General features: G+C 62.2%; 12 protein-coding genes and 6 pseudogenes. 2 read left to right on the top strand and 16 right to left on the bottom strand.

Annotation, left to right across the window (positions count from 1 at the left end; all coding sequences use genetic code 11):
* Nucleotides 1-10: 10 nt before the first annotated feature.
* From pheT to glnA, 16 genes and pseudogenes are all read right to left on the bottom strand, one after another.
* A pseudogene (gene pheT, locus L0A91_RS03195) lies at nt 11-2529 on the bottom strand (phenylalanine--tRNA ligase subunit beta).
* Nucleotides 2529-3623, bottom strand: a complete 1095-nt coding sequence (gene pheS, locus L0A91_RS03190; RefSeq protein WP_235245844.1) for a phenylalanine--tRNA ligase subunit alpha — start codon at nt 3621-3623, stop codon at nt 2529-2531. The pseudogene pheT and the gene pheS overlap by 1 nt, the downstream one beginning before the upstream one ends.
* Nucleotides 3624-3633: 10 nt before the next feature.
* Nucleotides 3634-4449 (bottom strand): RNA methyltransferase, encoded by an 816-nt coding sequence (locus tag L0A91_RS03185; protein WP_235245843.1) that lies wholly within the window; start codon nt 4447-4449, stop codon nt 3634-3636.
* A gap of 32 nt (nt 4450-4481) precedes the next feature.
* Nucleotides 4482-4862, bottom strand: a complete 381-nt coding sequence (rplT, locus tag L0A91_RS03180) for a 50S ribosomal protein L20 (protein ID WP_220120715.1) — start codon at nt 4860-4862, stop codon at nt 4482-4484.
* A gap of 58 nt (nt 4863-4920) precedes the next feature.
* Complete coding sequence (gene rpmI, locus L0A91_RS03175; RefSeq protein WP_220120716.1) at nt 4921-5115, bottom strand: 50S ribosomal protein L35; 195 nt, start codon at nt 5113-5115, stop codon at nt 4921-4923.
* Between the two features lie 95 nt (nt 5116-5210).
* Nucleotides 5211-5870: a translation initiation factor IF-3 gene (gene infC / locus L0A91_RS03170; RefSeq protein WP_397333842.1), complete on the bottom strand. Its 660-nt coding sequence runs from the start codon at nt 5868-5870 to the stop codon at nt 5211-5213.
* A 253-nt stretch (nt 5871-6123) separates the two neighbouring features.
* Nucleotides 6124-6453: an MFS transporter gene (locus tag L0A91_RS03165; protein WP_235245841.1), complete on the bottom strand. Its 330-nt coding sequence runs from the start codon at nt 6451-6453 to the stop codon at nt 6124-6126.
* A complete protein-coding gene (locus L0A91_RS03160; RefSeq protein ID WP_235245840.1) occupies nt 6357-7349 on the bottom strand; it encodes an MFS transporter in 993 nt (330 codons plus the stop codon). Before L0A91_RS03160 ends, L0A91_RS03165 begins: the two co-directional genes overlap by 97 nt.
* A 9-nt stretch (nt 7350-7358) precedes the next feature.
* Nucleotides 7359-8125: pseudogene (locus L0A91_RS03155) on the bottom strand (SseB family protein).
* The gene (locus L0A91_RS03150; RefSeq protein ID WP_235245839.1) at nt 8097-8876 is read right to left on the bottom strand and encodes a HisA/HisF-related TIM barrel protein; all 780 of its coding nucleotides are present in this window, start codon (nt 8874-8876) and stop codon (nt 8097-8099) included. The pseudogene L0A91_RS03155 and the gene L0A91_RS03150 overlap by 29 nt, the downstream one beginning before the upstream one ends.
* Nucleotides 8873-9463: a hypothetical protein gene (locus L0A91_RS03145; RefSeq protein ID WP_235245838.1), complete on the bottom strand. Its 591-nt coding sequence runs from the start codon at nt 9461-9463 to the stop codon at nt 8873-8875. Before L0A91_RS03145 ends, L0A91_RS03150 begins: the two co-directional genes overlap by 4 nt.
* A 61-nt stretch (nt 9464-9524) precedes the next feature.
* Nucleotides 9525-10055, bottom strand: coding sequence for a hypothetical protein (locus tag L0A91_RS18200; protein WP_311197978.1), 531 nt, complete (start codon nt 10053-10055; stop codon nt 9525-9527).
* 77 nt (nt 10056-10132) lie between these two features.
* Nucleotides 10133-11571: pseudogene (locus L0A91_RS18195) on the bottom strand (bifunctional [glutamine synthetase] adenylyltransferase/[glutamine synthetase]-adenylyl-L-tyrosine phosphorylase); the annotation flags it as partial.
* Nucleotides 11556-12254, bottom strand: coding sequence for a hypothetical protein (locus L0A91_RS18190; RefSeq protein WP_311197977.1), 699 nt, complete (start codon nt 12252-12254; stop codon nt 11556-11558). The gene L0A91_RS18190 and the pseudogene L0A91_RS18195, both read right to left, overlap by 16 nt.
* Complete coding sequence (locus L0A91_RS18185; protein WP_311197976.1) at nt 12206-12502, bottom strand: hypothetical protein; 297 nt, start codon at nt 12500-12502, stop codon at nt 12206-12208. The genes L0A91_RS18190 and L0A91_RS18185 overlap by 49 nt, the downstream gene beginning before the upstream one ends.
* Nucleotides 12499-13835, bottom strand: a pseudogene (glnA, locus tag L0A91_RS03135) (type I glutamate--ammonia ligase). The gene L0A91_RS18185 and the pseudogene glnA overlap by 4 nt, the downstream one beginning before the upstream one ends.
* Before the next feature lie 41 nt (nt 13836-13876).
* On the opposite strand from glnA, the pseudogene L0A91_RS03130 reads away from it, so the two are divergent.
* Nucleotides 13877-15669, top strand: a pseudogene (locus L0A91_RS03130) (NAD+ synthase).
* 39 nt (nt 15670-15708) lie between these two features.
* Nucleotides 15709-16708: pseudogene (locus L0A91_RS03120) on the top strand (TIGR03557 family F420-dependent LLM class oxidoreductase).
* Nucleotides 16709-16720 lie beyond the last annotated feature (12 nt).

Below are 16720 nucleotides of genomic sequence, written 5' to 3'. Positions count from 1 at the left end.
GCTTTCTCAGTTATCGCTGGATGGCGCCGTGATCGGCCGCGGCCTGCTTGACTGCGCCGTCTCGCGCCGCATTAACCTCTTCGGTGCGAAGCGTCCGATCGCTAGCGCGGAAGGTTAGCCGGAAGGCAAGCGACTGTTCGCTATCTGCAACGTGTTCGCCGCGATAGACATCAAACAGCGCGATGGACTCAAGGTCCTCCCCGCTCCCTGGCGCAGGGATTCTTCGACGTGCGCGTGCGGGACAGTCCGATCCACGACTAACGCGACATCGGACATCGCGACGGGGTGCGTCGAGATAGGACTGGCTTGGCTGATGCTCAGGCCTTGGTCGAGCAAGACCTGCAGGTCGACTTCGGCGGCAACAGAACGCTCCGGCAGTCCGAGTCGCTGGATCACCTTGGGGTGCAACTCTCCGGCCCAACCGACGATGTTGCCGTCGAGGGTGGCGAACTCCACGCAGCGGCCCGGATGCCACGGAGCACGCTCGGTCATCGAAGCGGTGATGTCGACGTTGAGGGCCTCAGCGACCAGACGCACCCAACTGGCGGCGTCGTTAGCTTCAGCGGCGCGGCCATCGCCCCACCAGCCAGCACGGTCGAGGTCACCGGCCGCGGCCATGGCTACGTGCCACGGCTGGGCTGGAACAGCAGCGTGGATCTGACCTAGAACTTCATCACTGGGCCGCTCACCGACACCGGGCACCGGGGCCTGCGCGCCAATCCGCGCTTGGGTAATGGTGTCCATCTCAAAGATGGCGACGTCCCGGGAGCCACGCGCGATGTTGCGACGCAGCGTCTCGGGCAGTGTCTGCAGCAACTCGGTGCGCATCCAGGGCGACTCTTCAGAGAGCGGGTTGGCCAACTGCACCATGTTCCGCCGCTCATCGTCCTTGGCGAGGCCCAGGTCATTGAGGACAGACTCACCAACGAAGGGATAGGTCAGAACTTCAACCAAGCCAGCAGCAGCCAAGGTGTTAGCCACAGTGCGGCGAGCTCGCTGTGACGCCGTCAGCCCACGCCCACCCGGTGCTGCCGGAACCAACGATGGGATGTTGTCGTAGCCATCGATGCGGGCAACTTCCTCGACCAGCGTTGGGGCGTCGGTGAGGTCGGGGCGCCAGCTTGCGGGGAGCACCGAGATCACTGGGCCGTCGCCGCTCACTTCGCAGCCGACTGCCTGAAGAATCTCGATGACTTTCGAGTCGGCATACTCGACGCCAACGAGGTCAGAGGCCTGACGAAGCGTGAAATCGAACGGCTCGCGGGCCACCCGGTTATCAACATCGGTGATCTCCAGGATCGACCGTGCCACCACCGAGCTCGACGAGCAGGTTGAGCGCCAGTTGCGCTGCGGCAGCGGTGACGTCGGGGTCGACGCCGCGCTCGAAGCGCTTGGAGGCCTCTGTGCTCAACTTGTGGCGCCGGGCGCTGCGGGCGACGCTGCGCTGATCAAAGTGTGCTGCTTCGATGAGGACATCGGCGGTCGTGGGAGAAACCTCGCTGGACGCGCCACCCATGACACCTGCCAATGCCAGGATGCTGTCGTCTCCGCCGTCGGTAATCAGCAGATCTTCTGCGCCAAGTGCACGGTCGACGTCGTCCAGAGTGCGCAACTTTTCGCCAGCGGCCGCACGACGAACCACAATAGGCCCGCGCAAAGAGTCGAGGTCAAAGGCGTGCAAGGGCTGGCCCAGAGCCAACATGACGTAGTTGGTGACGTCGACAACTGGCGAGATCGGCCGCATACCGGCTTCAGTCAGGCGCGTTGCCATCCAGGCAGGGGTGGATCGCGTGAGATCCAAACCGCGCACAATTCGGGCCAGGTAGCGGTCACATCCTTGGACACCGTTGATCGGAGCGTCGTCATTCAGCTCTACTGCGAACCCGCTCTTGTCGGCCTCGTCCACCGACAACTTTGCCGGATCGGTGTAGTTAGCCCCGGTTGCGTGACCATACTCGCGGGCGATCCCACGCATCGAGAAGCAATAGCCACGGTCGGGTGTCACGTTGACCTCGACCACCTCACGGTCTAGACCCAGCGTGGAGCGCAAATCAGTGCCGGGCACGAGATCTGCAGCCTGCGGACCCAGGTGTTGCGTCAGGACAATGATGCCGTCGTGCTCTTGGCCTAGACCCAGTTCTTTGGCAGAACAGATCATGCCTGCGCTGACGTGGCCGTAGGTCTTGCGCGCGCCAATCTGGAAGTTTCCAGGCAGCACGCCGCCAGGCAAAATCACGGCAACGAGGTCGTCGACTTCAAAGTTGTGGGCACCGCAGATGATGCCTTGCGGCTCACCTGTGCCGTTGGCATCACCGACATCAACCTGGCACCAGTTGATGACCTTGCCATTCTTTGCGGCTCCTTCACCAACTCCAGCACGCGCCCCACGACGAGTGGGCCCGTGACCTCAGAGCCAAAAATGCCTTCTTCTTCGAGCCCAACTCGCACCAACTGGGCAGCGACGTGCTCACCGGTGACATCGGTCGGAAGCGAGACATATTCGCCTAACCACTCAACTGGAACCCGCATCAGATCTCCATCCCGAACTGCTCGTTGAATCGCACATCGCCCTCAATCATTTCGCGCATGTCCGCGATCCCGTGCCGGAACATCGCGGTGCGCTCCACTCCCATGCCGAAAGCAAATCCTTGGTATTCATCGGGGTCGACCCCGGCTGCCTTCAATACATTGCGGTTGACCATCCCGCAGCCGCCCCACTCAATCCAGCCGGTGCCACCACAGGTGCGGCACGACGTGTCGTCCCCGCGACAGACGAAGCAGACCAGGTCGACTTCAGCGCTGGGCTCGGTGAAGGGGAAGAAGGCGGGGCGAAGCCTGCTGGTCACTCCGGCGCCGAAAAGGCTCTCTGCCAATCGGTCCAAGGTCCCCTTGAGGTGCGCCATCGTCAAACCCTTGTCGATGGCCAAGCCTTCGACTTGGTGAAACACCGGGGTATGCGTGGCGTCGAGTTCGTCTGTGCGGTACGTCTTGCCGGGCACCGCGACGTACAACGGTGCACCCCGCTCAAGCAGTGAGCGCGCCTGCCCCGGTGACGTGTGAGTGCGCAAAACGAGTCCAGCCTTAGCGGGCTCCACGAAGAACGTGTCCTGCATCTGACGGGCAGGGTGGTCTTTGTCGAAGTTCAGCGCATCGAAGTTCAGCCATTCCGCTTCGACCCCTGGGCCTTCGGCGACCTCCCAACCGATCGCTATCAAGGCGTCGGTCATCCGCTCTGCAGTCAAGGTCAGTGGGTGCCGACGCCCCACGGCACGGCGGGTGCGCGCTGTCGTGAGGTCGAGGGTTTCTTCGATCAGAATGCGCTCATCGCGCTCGGCTTCCAGGACCGCCTGCCGCGCTCCGAGTGCCTTGTTGACCTGGCCGCGGGCCTGGCCCACGAGCTTTCCAGCGACGGCCTTCTCTTTGCCCGGCAACTCACCGATCGACCGGTTTGCTAACGCCAACGGCGACCGCTCGGCGGCGTGCTCGAGCCGCGCTGCCTTCAGTTGCTCCAGGTCACCAGCCGACTCGATCGACGTCAGAGCGGCAGCAACGTGGCGCTCAATGACCTCGGGAGATAGCGGGTTCTGATCGGTGGTCTCGGGGGTGTTATCGGGTCCAGACACGCCGGTTAGTTTAACTGACCCCTCGCGCAGCGGCCGACGCGTGCAAGCACACCGTTGCAGCCATCGCTAGGTTGAGGGATTCTGCACGCACAATCGGCACTGACACGACCTCATCGCAGAGGTCGCGCTCACTTTGCGGTAGCCCCCAGGCTTCGTTGCCCATCACCCAAGCGTGCTGGCCACTCAGGTTGGCATCGGGCAGCGAAACACTGCCACTGCCATCGGCCGCAAGAGTGCGCACACCGGCTTGTCGGCACAACGACAGCAAATCAGTCACGCTGCCCTGAGTGCTGATGTTGAGGTGGAACAGTGATCCCACTGTCGAGCGAACCACCTTGGGGTTGTGGATGTCGACACTGCCGTCGCTGACCAAAACCCCTGCAGCGCCGAAGGCATCTGCACCGCGGATCACGGTCCCGGCATTGCCCGGATCACGAACGTTAGTCAGGATCACGACAAAGTCATCTGACGCCATACCTGCGAGCACTTGCTCGGGAGCGAGCGATTGAGTCTTGGCGACAGCGAGGACTCCCTGAGGCTGTTGGGTGTCCCCCATCAACGCCAGAACTTCGTCGCTGCACTCCTGCACCGGTATGCCGTGGTCTTGGGCGGCCGCAATCATTTGCTGGTGCGTTTCGATCGCCTGCTGCGTGACATACACGTGCAGGGCCCGATCCGGTGCCCACGCAATGAGCTCACGGACTGACTGGGGGCCTTCAACCAGGAACTTGCTCTGCTTGTCCCTGATAGCACGACGCCCCAGGCCACGCACGGCTTTGACTCGATCGCTGCGAGTGTTCGTCAGCGGCGGTAGGTCAAAGGTCACCGTGGTGTCCTGGGGCGTTGTGGAACGGTCGATCAGGCAGCCGGGCTGGGAGCCTGTGCCGGAGCGTTGGCCTTAGCCAACTCCACGAGGGCGGCGAAAGCGGCCTCGTCGTTAACGGCGAGCTCGGCAAGCATGCGACGGTCAACCTCGATCTCAGCAGCCTTCAGGCCCTGGATGAAGCGGTTGTAGGTCATGCCGTGTGCGCGGGCGCCAGCGTTGATGCGCTGGATCCACAGGCGACGAAAGTCACCCTTGCGGGCGCGACGGTCGTTGTAGCTGTAAACCAGCGAGTGAGTGACCTGCTCCTTCGCCTTGCGGTACAGACGGGAGCGCTGCCCCCGGTAACCGCTCGCGCGATCCAGAACTACTCGACGCTTCTTGTGGGCATTAACAGCCCTCTTCACGCGTGCCACGTGGGTACTCCTTGTAAATCAGTGGGTCAGAAAAAGTGTTTGGCGCAGAAGTGCGGTCTCAGAGACCGAGCATCTTCTTGGCGCGGCGCGTGTCAGCCTCTGCAACGGGCTTGTCGTTAACCAGGCGACGGGCTGCTGCCGAAGAGCGCTCCTGGAACTTGTGGACGTGGCGAGCACGCTGGTGCATGATCTTGCCACTGCCTGTCACGCGGAAACGCTTCTTAGCCCCGCTGTGGGTCTTCATCTTCGGCATGTGCCGATCTCCTAATCAATCGGGCGTGAGAAATAACCTCACGCAGTGGTACGGATATCAGGTCGAGCCGGTGCCTTTCGGCGCCCGCTCACCCCTCAGTTCTGCTCGACGGCCTCGGTCTGCTCAGGCTCAGCGGCCTGCTCAGCTTCGACTGCTTGCTCAGGCTCGGCAGCGGGCTTTTCTTCTGCAGGGTCAGCTTCGGCGGCACGAGCAGCGTCACGACGCTTTTCGTTGCGCACGGCCGTCTTCTTCTTGGACGGGCCAATCACCATCACCATGTTGCGACCGTCTTGCTTGGGCGAGCTCTCGACGAAACCAAGCTCGCCGATGTCCTCTGCCAACTTCTGCAAGAGACGGAAACCCAACTCAGGACGCGACTGCTCACGTCCACGGAACATGATGGTCACCTTGACCTTGTCGCCACCCTTAAGGAAACGCTCAACGTGTCCTTTCTTGGTGCCGTAGTCATGGTCATCAATCTTGGGACGGAGTTTGATCTCCTTGATGACGGTGTTGACCTGGTTCTTTCGGGCCTCCCGGGCCTTCATGGCGGCTTCGTACTTGAACTTGCCGAAGTCCATGAGTTTGGCAACCGGGGGGCGTGCCATCGGGGCGACCTCGACCAAGTCCAGGTCTGCTTCAGCAGCTAGGCGTAGCGCGTCTTCGACGCGAACGATCCCGACCTGCTCACCGTTGGGGCCAACCAACCGAACTTCGGGTACCCGGATTCGATCGTTGATGCGAGGCTCGCTGATGTGCTTGCTCCTTCGTCATGTCAGTGTCAGTCCCCAAGACGCGGAAAAGGCCTCCCGCGACATAAGCGCAAAGGAGGCCTGAGACACTAAGGACAACGGACGCACGGTATGCGGACGCTAGGACCTTATAGAAACCCGGCTGCCTCGTTCGGCAGACGCGGGTGGAAGCTCAGGGCTTCTCTTGCGCCGTGTTCGCTATTGCTATCACATGTTGTAAAACATGTAGACGGCACAACAAACACAGGGTCAGCCCTCAGTGTAGCACCGCGTGGCTCTCAGGCCGAATGCGCCGACGCACGGTCAGCCCGAGCAATCCACCGGCACCAGCCACGATGCCGATGCTGGCCGCTGCCACAAAGGCCGCGCTGGGGCCGGCTGTGTCGATCACGACGCCCAGGATCGGTGATGCCCCCGCCGCACCTAGCGTCATGGCAGCCGAGTGCCATCCCATCGCTTCTCCGCGCTGCTTCTCCCCCACTGCGTGGCTCACGGCATCCACGGTCGCAGTGATAGATGGAGCGCACAGGAGCCCCGCGACAAAGGCAAGAAAGGCGAATTGAAGCGGCGTCTGGCCAAGCGCCAAGGGCAGGGTGACAAGCCCCAACCCGAGCAGCAGCATCTCGGGGAGATCGCCCGAGGCAGGGCCCCGTAGACCAAGCCGCCAATCACCGAGCCCAGTCCCCACAGCGCGAGCACCTGGCCAAGTTCGGTCAAGGCGTCGAGCTCGCGAAGGGCTGCGGTGAGGCCCACTTCTGAGCCCATGACCACCGCAACCGAGGCCGCGGTGAGCACCAAAATGACTCCAAACCGCCCCGTCATCGCGGACATAAAGCCGGTATGCGGCTGCGCGGGAGCGAGAGGCAGCCCCAGCTCACTCGGCAGTTCGCTCGTCACTGGAGCATTCACCAACGGTGGGTTGATGCGGTAGAGGGCCAACCCGCCAAGCAAGCCAACAACCTGGACCGCGAGCAGGGTCCAGGTGGTGCCGATGACGGTCGACACCCAAATAGCACTCAGCGGTCCGACGATGAACGCAAACTCAACAAAAACGCCTTCGAGGGCCAAGGTCTGACGGCGCTGAGATATCGGCACGGCAGCGATGAGCACTTGGCGCACGATTGAATTGGCCGGCACGGCAAATAGCCCAGCGATAGCGACCAGCAGCATCAGCCACCAATAACTCATGAACGGCGCAATGCTCCAGCACAAGGCAGTGACTGTGATTGACGTAGCGATGACGGGGCGCAAAGCCACACGATCGAGCAGTCGCCCACGCCAGGGCTGGCTGATCGCCAACGCGATGGTGGCAACTGCGGCCAGCACCCCGGCGGCGGTCCACGAACGTCCGAGGTGGTCGACCACATGCAGGGTCAACAAAATCATCATGGCCATTTGCGGAATGCGCAGCACCAGGCTGAGCAACAAGATGGTGGAAACACCCGGTATACGCCAGATCCTGGCGTAGCGACTCAACAACACAGAACTAGGCTAGTCGTTCAGTTTGAAAGAAATCGCGTCGATCCGAGCCCGCACTTCGCCATCGGTCGCTAACCGCTCTCCGATGCGGGTAACGATCTGCTGGATCTGCTCCGAGGCAAGGTTCGGTTTGAGGGTAAGCGCGATCTGAAGGGCCGAGCGCTGGCCCAAGCCCAGCGTCGCCCCAAACACATCAGATTCGTCGGAGATGGCCTGATCGACAGCAGATTGCACGTGCTCGTCTTCGTGGGCGGGCAACCACGTGCGATTCATCGCCAGAGCCCAGACCATCGAGGAGCGTAGTGCCACCGGCGCTGGCTGGCTCTCGTCCCCACGGCCCGCCAGATCGATAACGATGACGCCGCAGCCCTCTTGGACAGCGGCTAGCGCCGCACGTTGGGCCGTGACGGGGACTGGCCGGGCTGAGCTATCCCATGCGGCAAGCGCAGCCATGCTGGTGAAGGCGGGCAGGGCTTTTCACCCGTCGGTGCCTGCAACGTCACCGCGGCCATATCGCTGCTGGCATCCGTGACGAGACCATTCACTTCGGTCGTTTCGCCCGCGACAGCCACCACCGGCACGATTAACCGCGCGGCAGCAATGGCAGCCACCAGCGCCTTTTCGTCGCTGCGATGGTCTAAGGCCGCCAGCACGTCGGCTTCGGCTGCCCCAGCATCGGCATCAAAGCCAGTGCCTAGGAGCGTCCGCCCAGACCAGGGCACGCCACCTGTGTCTGTGCCTTCCGTGGGCTCATGCCCGTCGAATCGTTTGGAACTCATGATTTCTTCTTTTTCCCGAATGCGGTTTCAGTGCCGCGATGGCCTCTTGAAGGGTGAAAGCACCGTGATAGAGAGCAGCGCCCAAGACCACGCCAGAGATCGAATCCAGACCTGGCTCGCCATCGGAGTCTCGGCCAATTTTGGCTAGCTGTTCAAGATCCTGAACCGAGCTCACTCCGCCAGAGGCAATCACTTGTCCCTGCAACTTCTTGGCCATCCGCTCAAACAGCGCAAAGTCCAAACCCTGGCGTGAGCCATCCCTGGAGGCATCAGCGACGACGAAGGTCTCAGCACCATAGCTTGAGACATCTTTGAGGACCTTCTTGACCGAGCCGACAGCGGTGCCGGTCCCGCGAGCCACGCACTCATCGCCGACGACATCGATGCCGATCGCAATGCGCGGGCCATATTCGGCGATCACTGCAGCAACCCATTTGGGATCGAGCAGTGCAGTGCTCGCCAGATTGATCCGCTCGGCGCCAGTCCGCAGGGCGTGGTCCAAGGTGTCCTGGTTGCTAATGCCACCAGAGACCTGCACGGGGACGTCGAGTTCAGCAACGAGACGCGCCAACAGCCGGGAGTTGGAACCGCGGCCATACGCCAGGTCGAGATCCACGAGGTGCACCCAGGTCGCCCCCGCGTCCACCCAGCGTTTTGCTACCACCAACGGATCCGTGCTGCCCATTCCGACGACTTGAGCGGCTTTGCCGTCAGCGACGTCAACGGCGGGCAACAACGTCAGAGTGCTCATCCTGGTGTCTCCAGTTCCTGTCGCAACATCACGGCGCCCTTGACGGCGTCATCGAAGTTGCCGACTTCCTTGCTGGTGGGGTGGAAAATTTTGGCCCCGGGCAGGTCTTCCGCGCTGAACGGATCGGACAAAACACCAGCCCCGGGCACCGACAAGATGGACATCACCGCGGACAGCAGGCGAACCGGCTGGTGCTGAGTTTCAGCAAACATCTCGCGCAATTCGCGGCGCGACCCGTGACCTGCAGCGGCGACGACCTGCTGAGTTGAGGCTCGCGGCAAGCCAGGCGTGCGCATGACCCCCAACTCGGGATCCCACACCACCCATCGTGTCTGCTCGCGCCATCCAGGGTTGCGCACGGTGAGCACCGCCCGGTCCTGAATCACCCAGAAGCCAATCGCCGGGGCCAGCCCGCGAGGAACCACCCTCGCGGCACTCAGCAGGGCCGCGTCGACATACGGAGGGCTAGCTTTTGGCCCACCACGCGGGGAGACCAGGCTGCGTCCTGACTGAGGCACCACCACCGTGGGGACCACAGCGTGCTCAGCCCACGAACAAGAGTCGGCAAAGAGCCTCTGGTGAGCCAAAGGCCATGCGCGACAGGGGGTCGCTGCGGGGTTGGCCGCTGCGCAGGGTCATGCCTTCATCCTACGAGCGCCGACTCGGATAGCCGCGCGGGCTGGGTGCCGGGTCGCCGTAGAACAAGCGCTCCACCACATTCCGGGACTGCCGGGCAGTGCGACGCCACTCCCCTGCCAGTTCGACGCCGTGGCCTGGTTTGCGCCCGAGAGCACGAGCAATGCCCTCGGCATCTCGATAGTCGCTGGGCACCGAATCGACTGCCCGACCACGCCACAAAACGCCGACATCTCGCAGTCGCGACGCCAAAAGCCACGCCGCCTCCATGACATTGGCATCTTCGGCGGAGATGATTCCGGCCTCAACACCCGCCCAGAGCGAGGGCAAAGTGCCAGTGGTCTGCATACCGCTGACTCGGGCGGCGTGCCGCAACTGCATTAGTTGCACCACCCACTCCACATCGGTCAGCCCGCCGAGGCCCAACTTGAAGTGGGTCCTGGGGTCGGCGCCGCGAGGCAGCCGTTCTGCCTCCATCCGAGCTTTGAGTTTGCGCATTTCGCGAAAGGCACTGCCGGAAATGCCATCGGTTGGCCAACGCAAGGGTCAATCAGGTCGATGAAGGCGGTAGCCAGGCCCTCATCTCCAGCGATGACTCGCGCTCGTAACAGGGCTTGCGCCTCCCAGCCGGCTGACCAGCGCGAATAGTAGGCAGTGAATGACTCAAGACTGCGGACCAGGGGCCCGATCGGCCTTCGGGCCGAAGATCAGCATCGAGCTCCAGCGTGGGGTCTGGGCCACTACCGCCGAGGCCCTTTCGCAGCACTGTGATGACCTCGCTCGCCTTTGTTCCGGCGTCCTTCGAGTCTGCACTGTGCGGGGCGAAGCAATACATCACATCTGCATCGCTGCTATAGCCAACTTCGCGCCCGCCCAGGCGGCCCATCCCGATGATGATGAGGTCGACGTCCAACTCGGCCTCACGCTTGCGTTCAATGTCGCGGGTAGCGATTTCTAACCCTGCGCCGATGAATGCGTCGGTCAGTCGGGTCAGCGCCAGCCTGATTTCCTTGTCGGTCAGATCTCCAACCAGGTCGCCCAACACAATGCGGATCAATTCGCGCAGTCGCACATTGCGGATCGCTGTGTATGCGTCGGCGGTGGATTCTTGCCGCTGCCAAGCCGTCGTCATCCGAGTTCGGATCGCCTCTGGCGTGAGCGGAACCAATCCGGAGGGGTCACCGAGGAGAGCTACCGCGTCAGGGGCCTTGATCAGCAAGTCGACTGCGTAGCGGCTGTTGGAGAGCACTCGAGCTAGACGCTGGGCGGCTGTTCCTTCATCGCGGAGCATTGCCAGGTACCAGTGCGAGGTGCCCAAGGCGTCGCTAATCCGGCGGAAGGCCAAGAGGCCAGCATCTGGGTCGGCCCCGTCGGCAAACCACCCGAGCATCACCGGCAGCAGAGTCTTTTGGATCGTGGCGCGCCGACTGACGCCAGAGGTCAGCGACTCAAGGTGACGGATGGCGCCGTTGGGATCGCGGAATCCCAAAGCTGCCAGTCGGGTCTTGGCCGCATCCGGCGAGAGCCGCAAAGCGTCCGGGCTGAGTTTGGCGACCGCCTGCAGCAGTGGGCGATAGAAGAGGCGCTCGTGCAGCCTGCGCACTTCGCGCTGCTGGGCTCGCCAGCGCTCGACGACTTCGCGCTCGGCCTCACCGCGCAGACCGATGGAGCGGCCCAAACGCCGCAAATCGCACTCGGCTGACGGCATGACGTGGTCACGCTTCATCCGATACAACTGCACGCGGTGCTCGAGCACCCTCAAGAATCGGTACGCGGTGTCCAATTCGGCAGCGTCGTCGCGCCCGACATATCCCCCGTCACGCAAGGCCTCAAGGGCTTCGAGCGTGGTGCCAGAATGCAGCGTCTCGTCTGAGCGTCCGTGCACTAACTGCAGCAGTTGGATGCTGAACTCAATGTCGCGCAAGCCGCCAGGGCCCAGTTTGAGTTGGCGATCGGACTGAGAGGCGGGCACGTGCTCTTCGACGCGCCGCCGCATACCTTGCACGTCTTCGACGAAGCCATCGCGGCTGCCAGCTTCCCAGACTATTGGCGCCACCATGTCGAGCCACTCTTGGCCCAAGCCCTCATCGCCAGCGATGACCGGGCCTTCAGCAGCGCCTGGAACTCCCAGGTGCTGGCCCATCGGGTGTAGTACTCACGGTGTGAGTCCAAGCTTCTGACCAACGGCCCACGCTTGCCTTCAGGGCGAAGCGCGGCGTCAACGGGCCAAAGCGACCCTTCAGCGGTCGCTTGGCCGCACACCCGCATCACTGCGCTAGCAATCGATGTTGCAGCACGCATCGCTGCTTCTTCGTCGGCGCCTTCCACGGGGGCGGCCAAGAAGATGACGTCAACGTCGCTGATGTAGTTGAGTTCGCGGCCGCCGCACTTGCCCATGCCAATGACGGTGACTTTGGCCAGTTCAGAGTTGGCGACCTCAACGCGGGCCAAATCTAGTGCGGCCTCAATCGCGGCACCAGCTAAATCAGCAAGTTGATGGGCCGCAATGGGCATGGCGACCAACGGGTCCTTGGCCATCAGGTCAGCGGTAGCAATCCGCAACAACTCTTTGCGGTAGGCCACGCGCAGGGCGTCTGCGCCGGGTCGACCCTCAAGGTCTTGCACCGCTTCGACGACCGCGGCTGGCTCTGGTTTGGCGGCCGTCCGCACCACGTCGACGTGTTCGGGGTGCTTCACGACATCGTCGGTGAGGGCGCAAGAGGCACCGAGGATGGCCAGCATCCGCTGGCGTTCAATGCCCTTTTGCTGAGGGAAGCAGCCGCCTCGGCGTTGCTTTCGACGACACGGACCAACCCGAGAACGGCCTGGTCCGGATCGGCCGTGTTGCTGATGTCAGCAATGAGACTGTCGAGATCTGTCCCCTCAGGCATCGCTTTGAGCGCGTCGCGCAACATCGTGTCCGCGCGTCGCGCATCTGTAAATCCTGCTCGAGCCAGTGCCGCCAACGGCGTACCGGGGCTAGCGGTCACAGTCGCTCCAGGTATCGATCCAACTCAAAGGACGTCACTTGCGAGCGATAGTCCGCCCACTCTTGCCACTTGTTGCGCAAGAAAAGTCGAAGACCTGCTCGCCAAGAACCTCTGCCACAAACTCGCTGTTTTCCATGATGTCGAGCGCTTCACCCAAGGACTGCGGCAACGGGTCGATGCCCATCGCCCGACGCTCGCCATCGGTCAAGGCCCAGACATCATCCTCTGCCTCATCGGGCAATTCGTACTCTTCTTGGATGCCCTTGAGTCCAGCGGAGAGGATCAGCGCATACGTCAGGTAGGGGTTGCAGGCGGAGTCGATCGAGCGAATCTCCAGGCGTCGCGAGTGGCCTTTGCCGATGGAGTACATCGGGACTCGCAGCAGAGCCGAGCGGTTGTTGTGACCCCAGCAGACGTAGGAAGGTGCTTCTTCGCCGCCCCACAGCCGTTTGTAGGAGTTGACCCACTGGTTGGTCACGGCGCAGATTTCGCGGGAGTGCGCCAAAACGCCGGCCGCAAATCGACGCCCGGTCGCGGAGATTTCGTATTTAGCCGACGGCTCGTAGAAGGCGTTGGTGTCACCTTCAAACAGCGAGACGTGCGTGTGCATGCCCGAGCCCGGCTGCCCGGCCAGCGGCTTGGGCATGAAGGACGCAAACGAACCATGCTGCAGCGCAACCTCACGGACCACGGTGCGGAAGGTCATGATGTTGTCGGCCATCGACATGGCATCGGCAAAACGCAGGTCAATTTCGTTTTGGCCAGGGCCGCCCTCGTGGTGGCTGAACTCCACCGAAATGCCCATTTGCTCAAGCATGGTGATCGCGGCGCGGCGGAAATCATGCCCGTCACCGCGTGCCACGTGGTCAAAGTAGCCAGCTTGGTCGACTGGGGTCGGCGCTTGTCCGGAGACGTAAGGCTCCTTGAACAGGTAAAACTCAATCTCGGGGTGCACAAAGAACGTGTAGCCCTGCTCAGAGGCCTTGTCCAAAGCTCGCTTCAAGACATGACGCGGGTCCGTTTGCGCGGGGCCACCGTGCGGCATTCGGATGTCGGCAAACATCCGGGCGGTCCCGGCGTTGCCACCGCGCCACGGCAAGACCTGGAAGGTGCTGGCGTCGGGCTGGGCCACCATGTCGGCTTCGTAAACCCTGGTGAAGCCCTCAATCGAACTGCCGTCGAAGCCGATCCCCTCGGCGAAGGCCTGCTCCAACTCGGCTGGCGCAACAGCCACGGACTTCAGCGTCCCCAGCACGTCGGTGAACCAGAGGCGCACAAACCTGAGGTCTCGCTCTTCAATGGTGCGAAGCACATATTCCTGCTGACGATCCATGCCCCCATCCTGCCCCATGCTCAAGCATCTAGGCTGTCGGCATGGCCCAAATTCGTCTTGCAATGGCTCAAATGAACGCTGTCGTGGGAGACCTGGCTGGCAACGCCGCCAAAATCCGCGAGTATGTCGCCGCCTCGGTGGCGCAGAATGCGCACCTAGTCGCGGTGCCGGAGATGGCCCTCAACGGGTATCCGGTCGAAGATATGGCGCTGCGACGCTCTTTTGTTGAGGCGTCCCGGGCAGCACTCACCCAGTTGGCAGCTGACTTGGCTACCGACGGTTTGGGCGAAACACCCGTGGTCGTTGGCTATCTCGACGCGATCGATGAGGCCAACATGGCCGATATCGACGGTGACGAAAACCCCGATGACGTGTCGGACAAGAGCCTGGGGAAGCGTTTGTTGCCGCAGAACTGCGCCGCGGTTCTGCGGCAGGGCGAAGTCGTGGCTCGCTATGCCAAGCACCACCTGCCCAACTACGGCGTCTTCGATGAGCAGCGCATCTTCGCTCCCGGGCGCGACTTGGTGGTGGTGCGGATCGGCTGCATCGACGTGGCCATCGCGATCTGTGAAGACCTATGGCAAGAGGGCGGCCCCGTTGCCAAAACACGCGAGGCAGGAGCCGAGTTGCTGCTAGTCCTCAACGGCTCGCCGTATGAGATGGACAAGGACGACACACGCCTGGAGTTGTGCCAGCGCCGCGCTGCTCAGGCTGGCGCGACCCTGGCATACCTGAATCTGGTTGGTGGGCAGGATGAACTGGTCTTTGACGGCGATTCGGTCGTGGTCAACCCGGCTGGCGAAGTGCTGGCTCGGGGTGCCCAGTTTGCTGAAGACCTGATGTTCGTTGATCTCGACCTTGAGCCCAACACGTGTGAACCAACACAGCCGCCCGCCGGAGTACAGCACTTCACGCTGAGTGATGAGCAGGTCGAAGCTTATCAGCCAATCGTGCAGGAGGTGCCCGAGCGACTTGAACCGTTGGCTGAGGTTTGGAATGCGCTGCAATTGGGCCTTGGCGACTATGTGCGAAAGAACGGATTTAAGAAGGTCTGTCTGGGAGTCTCGGGCGGTATTGACTCCACTTTGGTCACGGCGCTCGCGGCGGATGCCATCGGTGGGGAAAACATTATTGGGGTGTCCAACCCGAGCCAATACTCTTCGGAGCACTCAAGGATGACGCCGCTGACCTGTGCGCACGCGTTGGCGCCGACTATCGCGTGATCCCGATTAACCCGATGGTCACGGCCTTTTTGGACAACATGGACCTCACCGGTTTGGCCGAGGAAAACTTGCAGGCTCGGGTGCGTGGCGTGATCTGGATGGGCATCTCCAACTCCGAGGGTGCGCTGGTGCTGGCCAATGGCAATAAGTCGGAGGTCTCGGTCGGCTACTCCACGATGTATGGCGACACAGTGGGCGGGTTTGCGCCGATCAAGGACGTTTTCAAGACGATGGTCTGGGACTTGGCACGTTGGCGCAACGCTGAGGCCGAGCGCCGTGGAGAGCAGCCACCCATCCCGGAGAACTCGATCGACAAGGCACCTTCGGCGGAGTTGCGGCCCGATCAGGTCGACCAGGATTCGCTGCCGCCGTATGAGGTGCTGGACCAGATCTTGGATCGTTATGTGCAGCAACGCCAAGGTCGCGCCGATCTGCTGGAAGCGGGTTTTGATGCTGAGATGGTCGAAAAGATCGTGCGCTTGGTGGATGGTGCCGAGTGGAAGCGTCGTCAGGGAGCCATGGGCACCAAGGTGTCTTCGCTGGCGTTTGGCAAGGATCGCCGGTTGCCGGTGACGAGTCGTTGGGCTGCCCAAGCTGGGCCAACTGCTTGATCCACAACGCCACCTTTCCCAGCCTTTAAGGAGACACAGATGAGCGACCTGACCTTTGGCTACGCAGCCATGTTGGAGCAGTTCCACCCGCGTGAAGTGATCGAGTTGACGGCCTATGCCGAGGAGAAGGGCTTCTCCGGTTGCATGGCTGCCGACCACTTCCAGCCCTGGGTGCCCGCTCAAGGTGAGTCGTCGTTTGTCTGGAACGTGCTGAGCGCGGTCGGCGAACGCACTAAGGGTGACTTCGGGCCGGGCGTTGTCTGCCCGAGTTTTCGGTGGCATCCAGCCGTCGTGGCGCAGGCGGCGGCAACGATGGAAGCCATGCATCCTGGCCGCAGCTGGCTGGGGCTCGGAGCTGGTGAAGCTCTGAATGAGCACGTGTTGGGTGGCTATTGGCCGGAAGCCGGCGAACGTTCGCGGCGCATGTGGAAGCCATTGAGGTCATCAACAAGCTATTCACGGCGTCGCTCGCGGGCAAAGACACCAAGCACAACGGTGAGTTCTTTAAGTTGGAGACGACCGGCTATGGACCATGCCGGAGCAGGCACCGCCGATCTTGGTGGCCACTGCTGGCCCGCTGAATGCGAAGAAGACTGGCAAGTTTGCCGACGGCATCATCACCGTGGGCGCTCCGCTGGACAAGATTGAGATGTTGTTTGGCAAGTTCGCCGAGGGGGCCCGCGAGGTCGGCAAAGACCCAGACGCGATGCCCAAGGTGTTGCAGATTCACATGTCCTGGGCCCCCACTGATGAAGAGGCCATGGCAAACGCAATCACCGAGTGGCCCAATGGCGGGATGAAGTTTGCCAAGGCTGACATCCGCTCACCGCATGACTTCGCGGCGATGGCGAAGTTGGTGCGTCGTGAGGACTTTGAGGGGCGCATGGTGATCTCGTCCGATCCAGACGAACACCGCGCCGAGATCCAGAAGTATGCCGACCTGGGCTTTGACCGCATCTATCTGCACAACGTTGGTCGCAATCAGCGCGAGTGGATTGATGTCTTCAGCGAGCAAGTCCTGCCCAAGATCACCCGATGAGTGGTGAGTCAT

The organism is Ornithinimicrobium sp. INDO-MA30-4 (genome assembly GCF_021535045.1).
Taxonomy (GTDB): Bacteria; Actinomycetota; Actinomycetes; order Actinomycetales; family Dermatophilaceae; genus Ornithinicoccus.
The sequence above is the reverse complement of the archived record's forward strand: the minus strand, read 5'-3'. Positions and strand labels throughout refer to the sequence as shown.

Bases quoted from the DNA above. Each gene is read 5' to 3' on its own strand.
- rpmI (WP_220120716.1), bottom strand. From the start codon at position 5,115: ATGCCGAAGATGAAGACCCACAGCGGGGCTAAGAAGCGTTTCCGCGTG.
- L0A91_RS18190 (WP_311197977.1), bottom strand. From the start codon at position 12,254: ATGCTGGCCATCCTCGGTGCCTCTTGCGCCCTCACCGACGATGTCGTG.
- L0A91_RS03150 (WP_235245839.1), bottom strand. From the start codon at position 8,876: ATGAGCACTCTGACGTTGTTGCCCGCCGTTGACGTCGCTGACGGCAAA.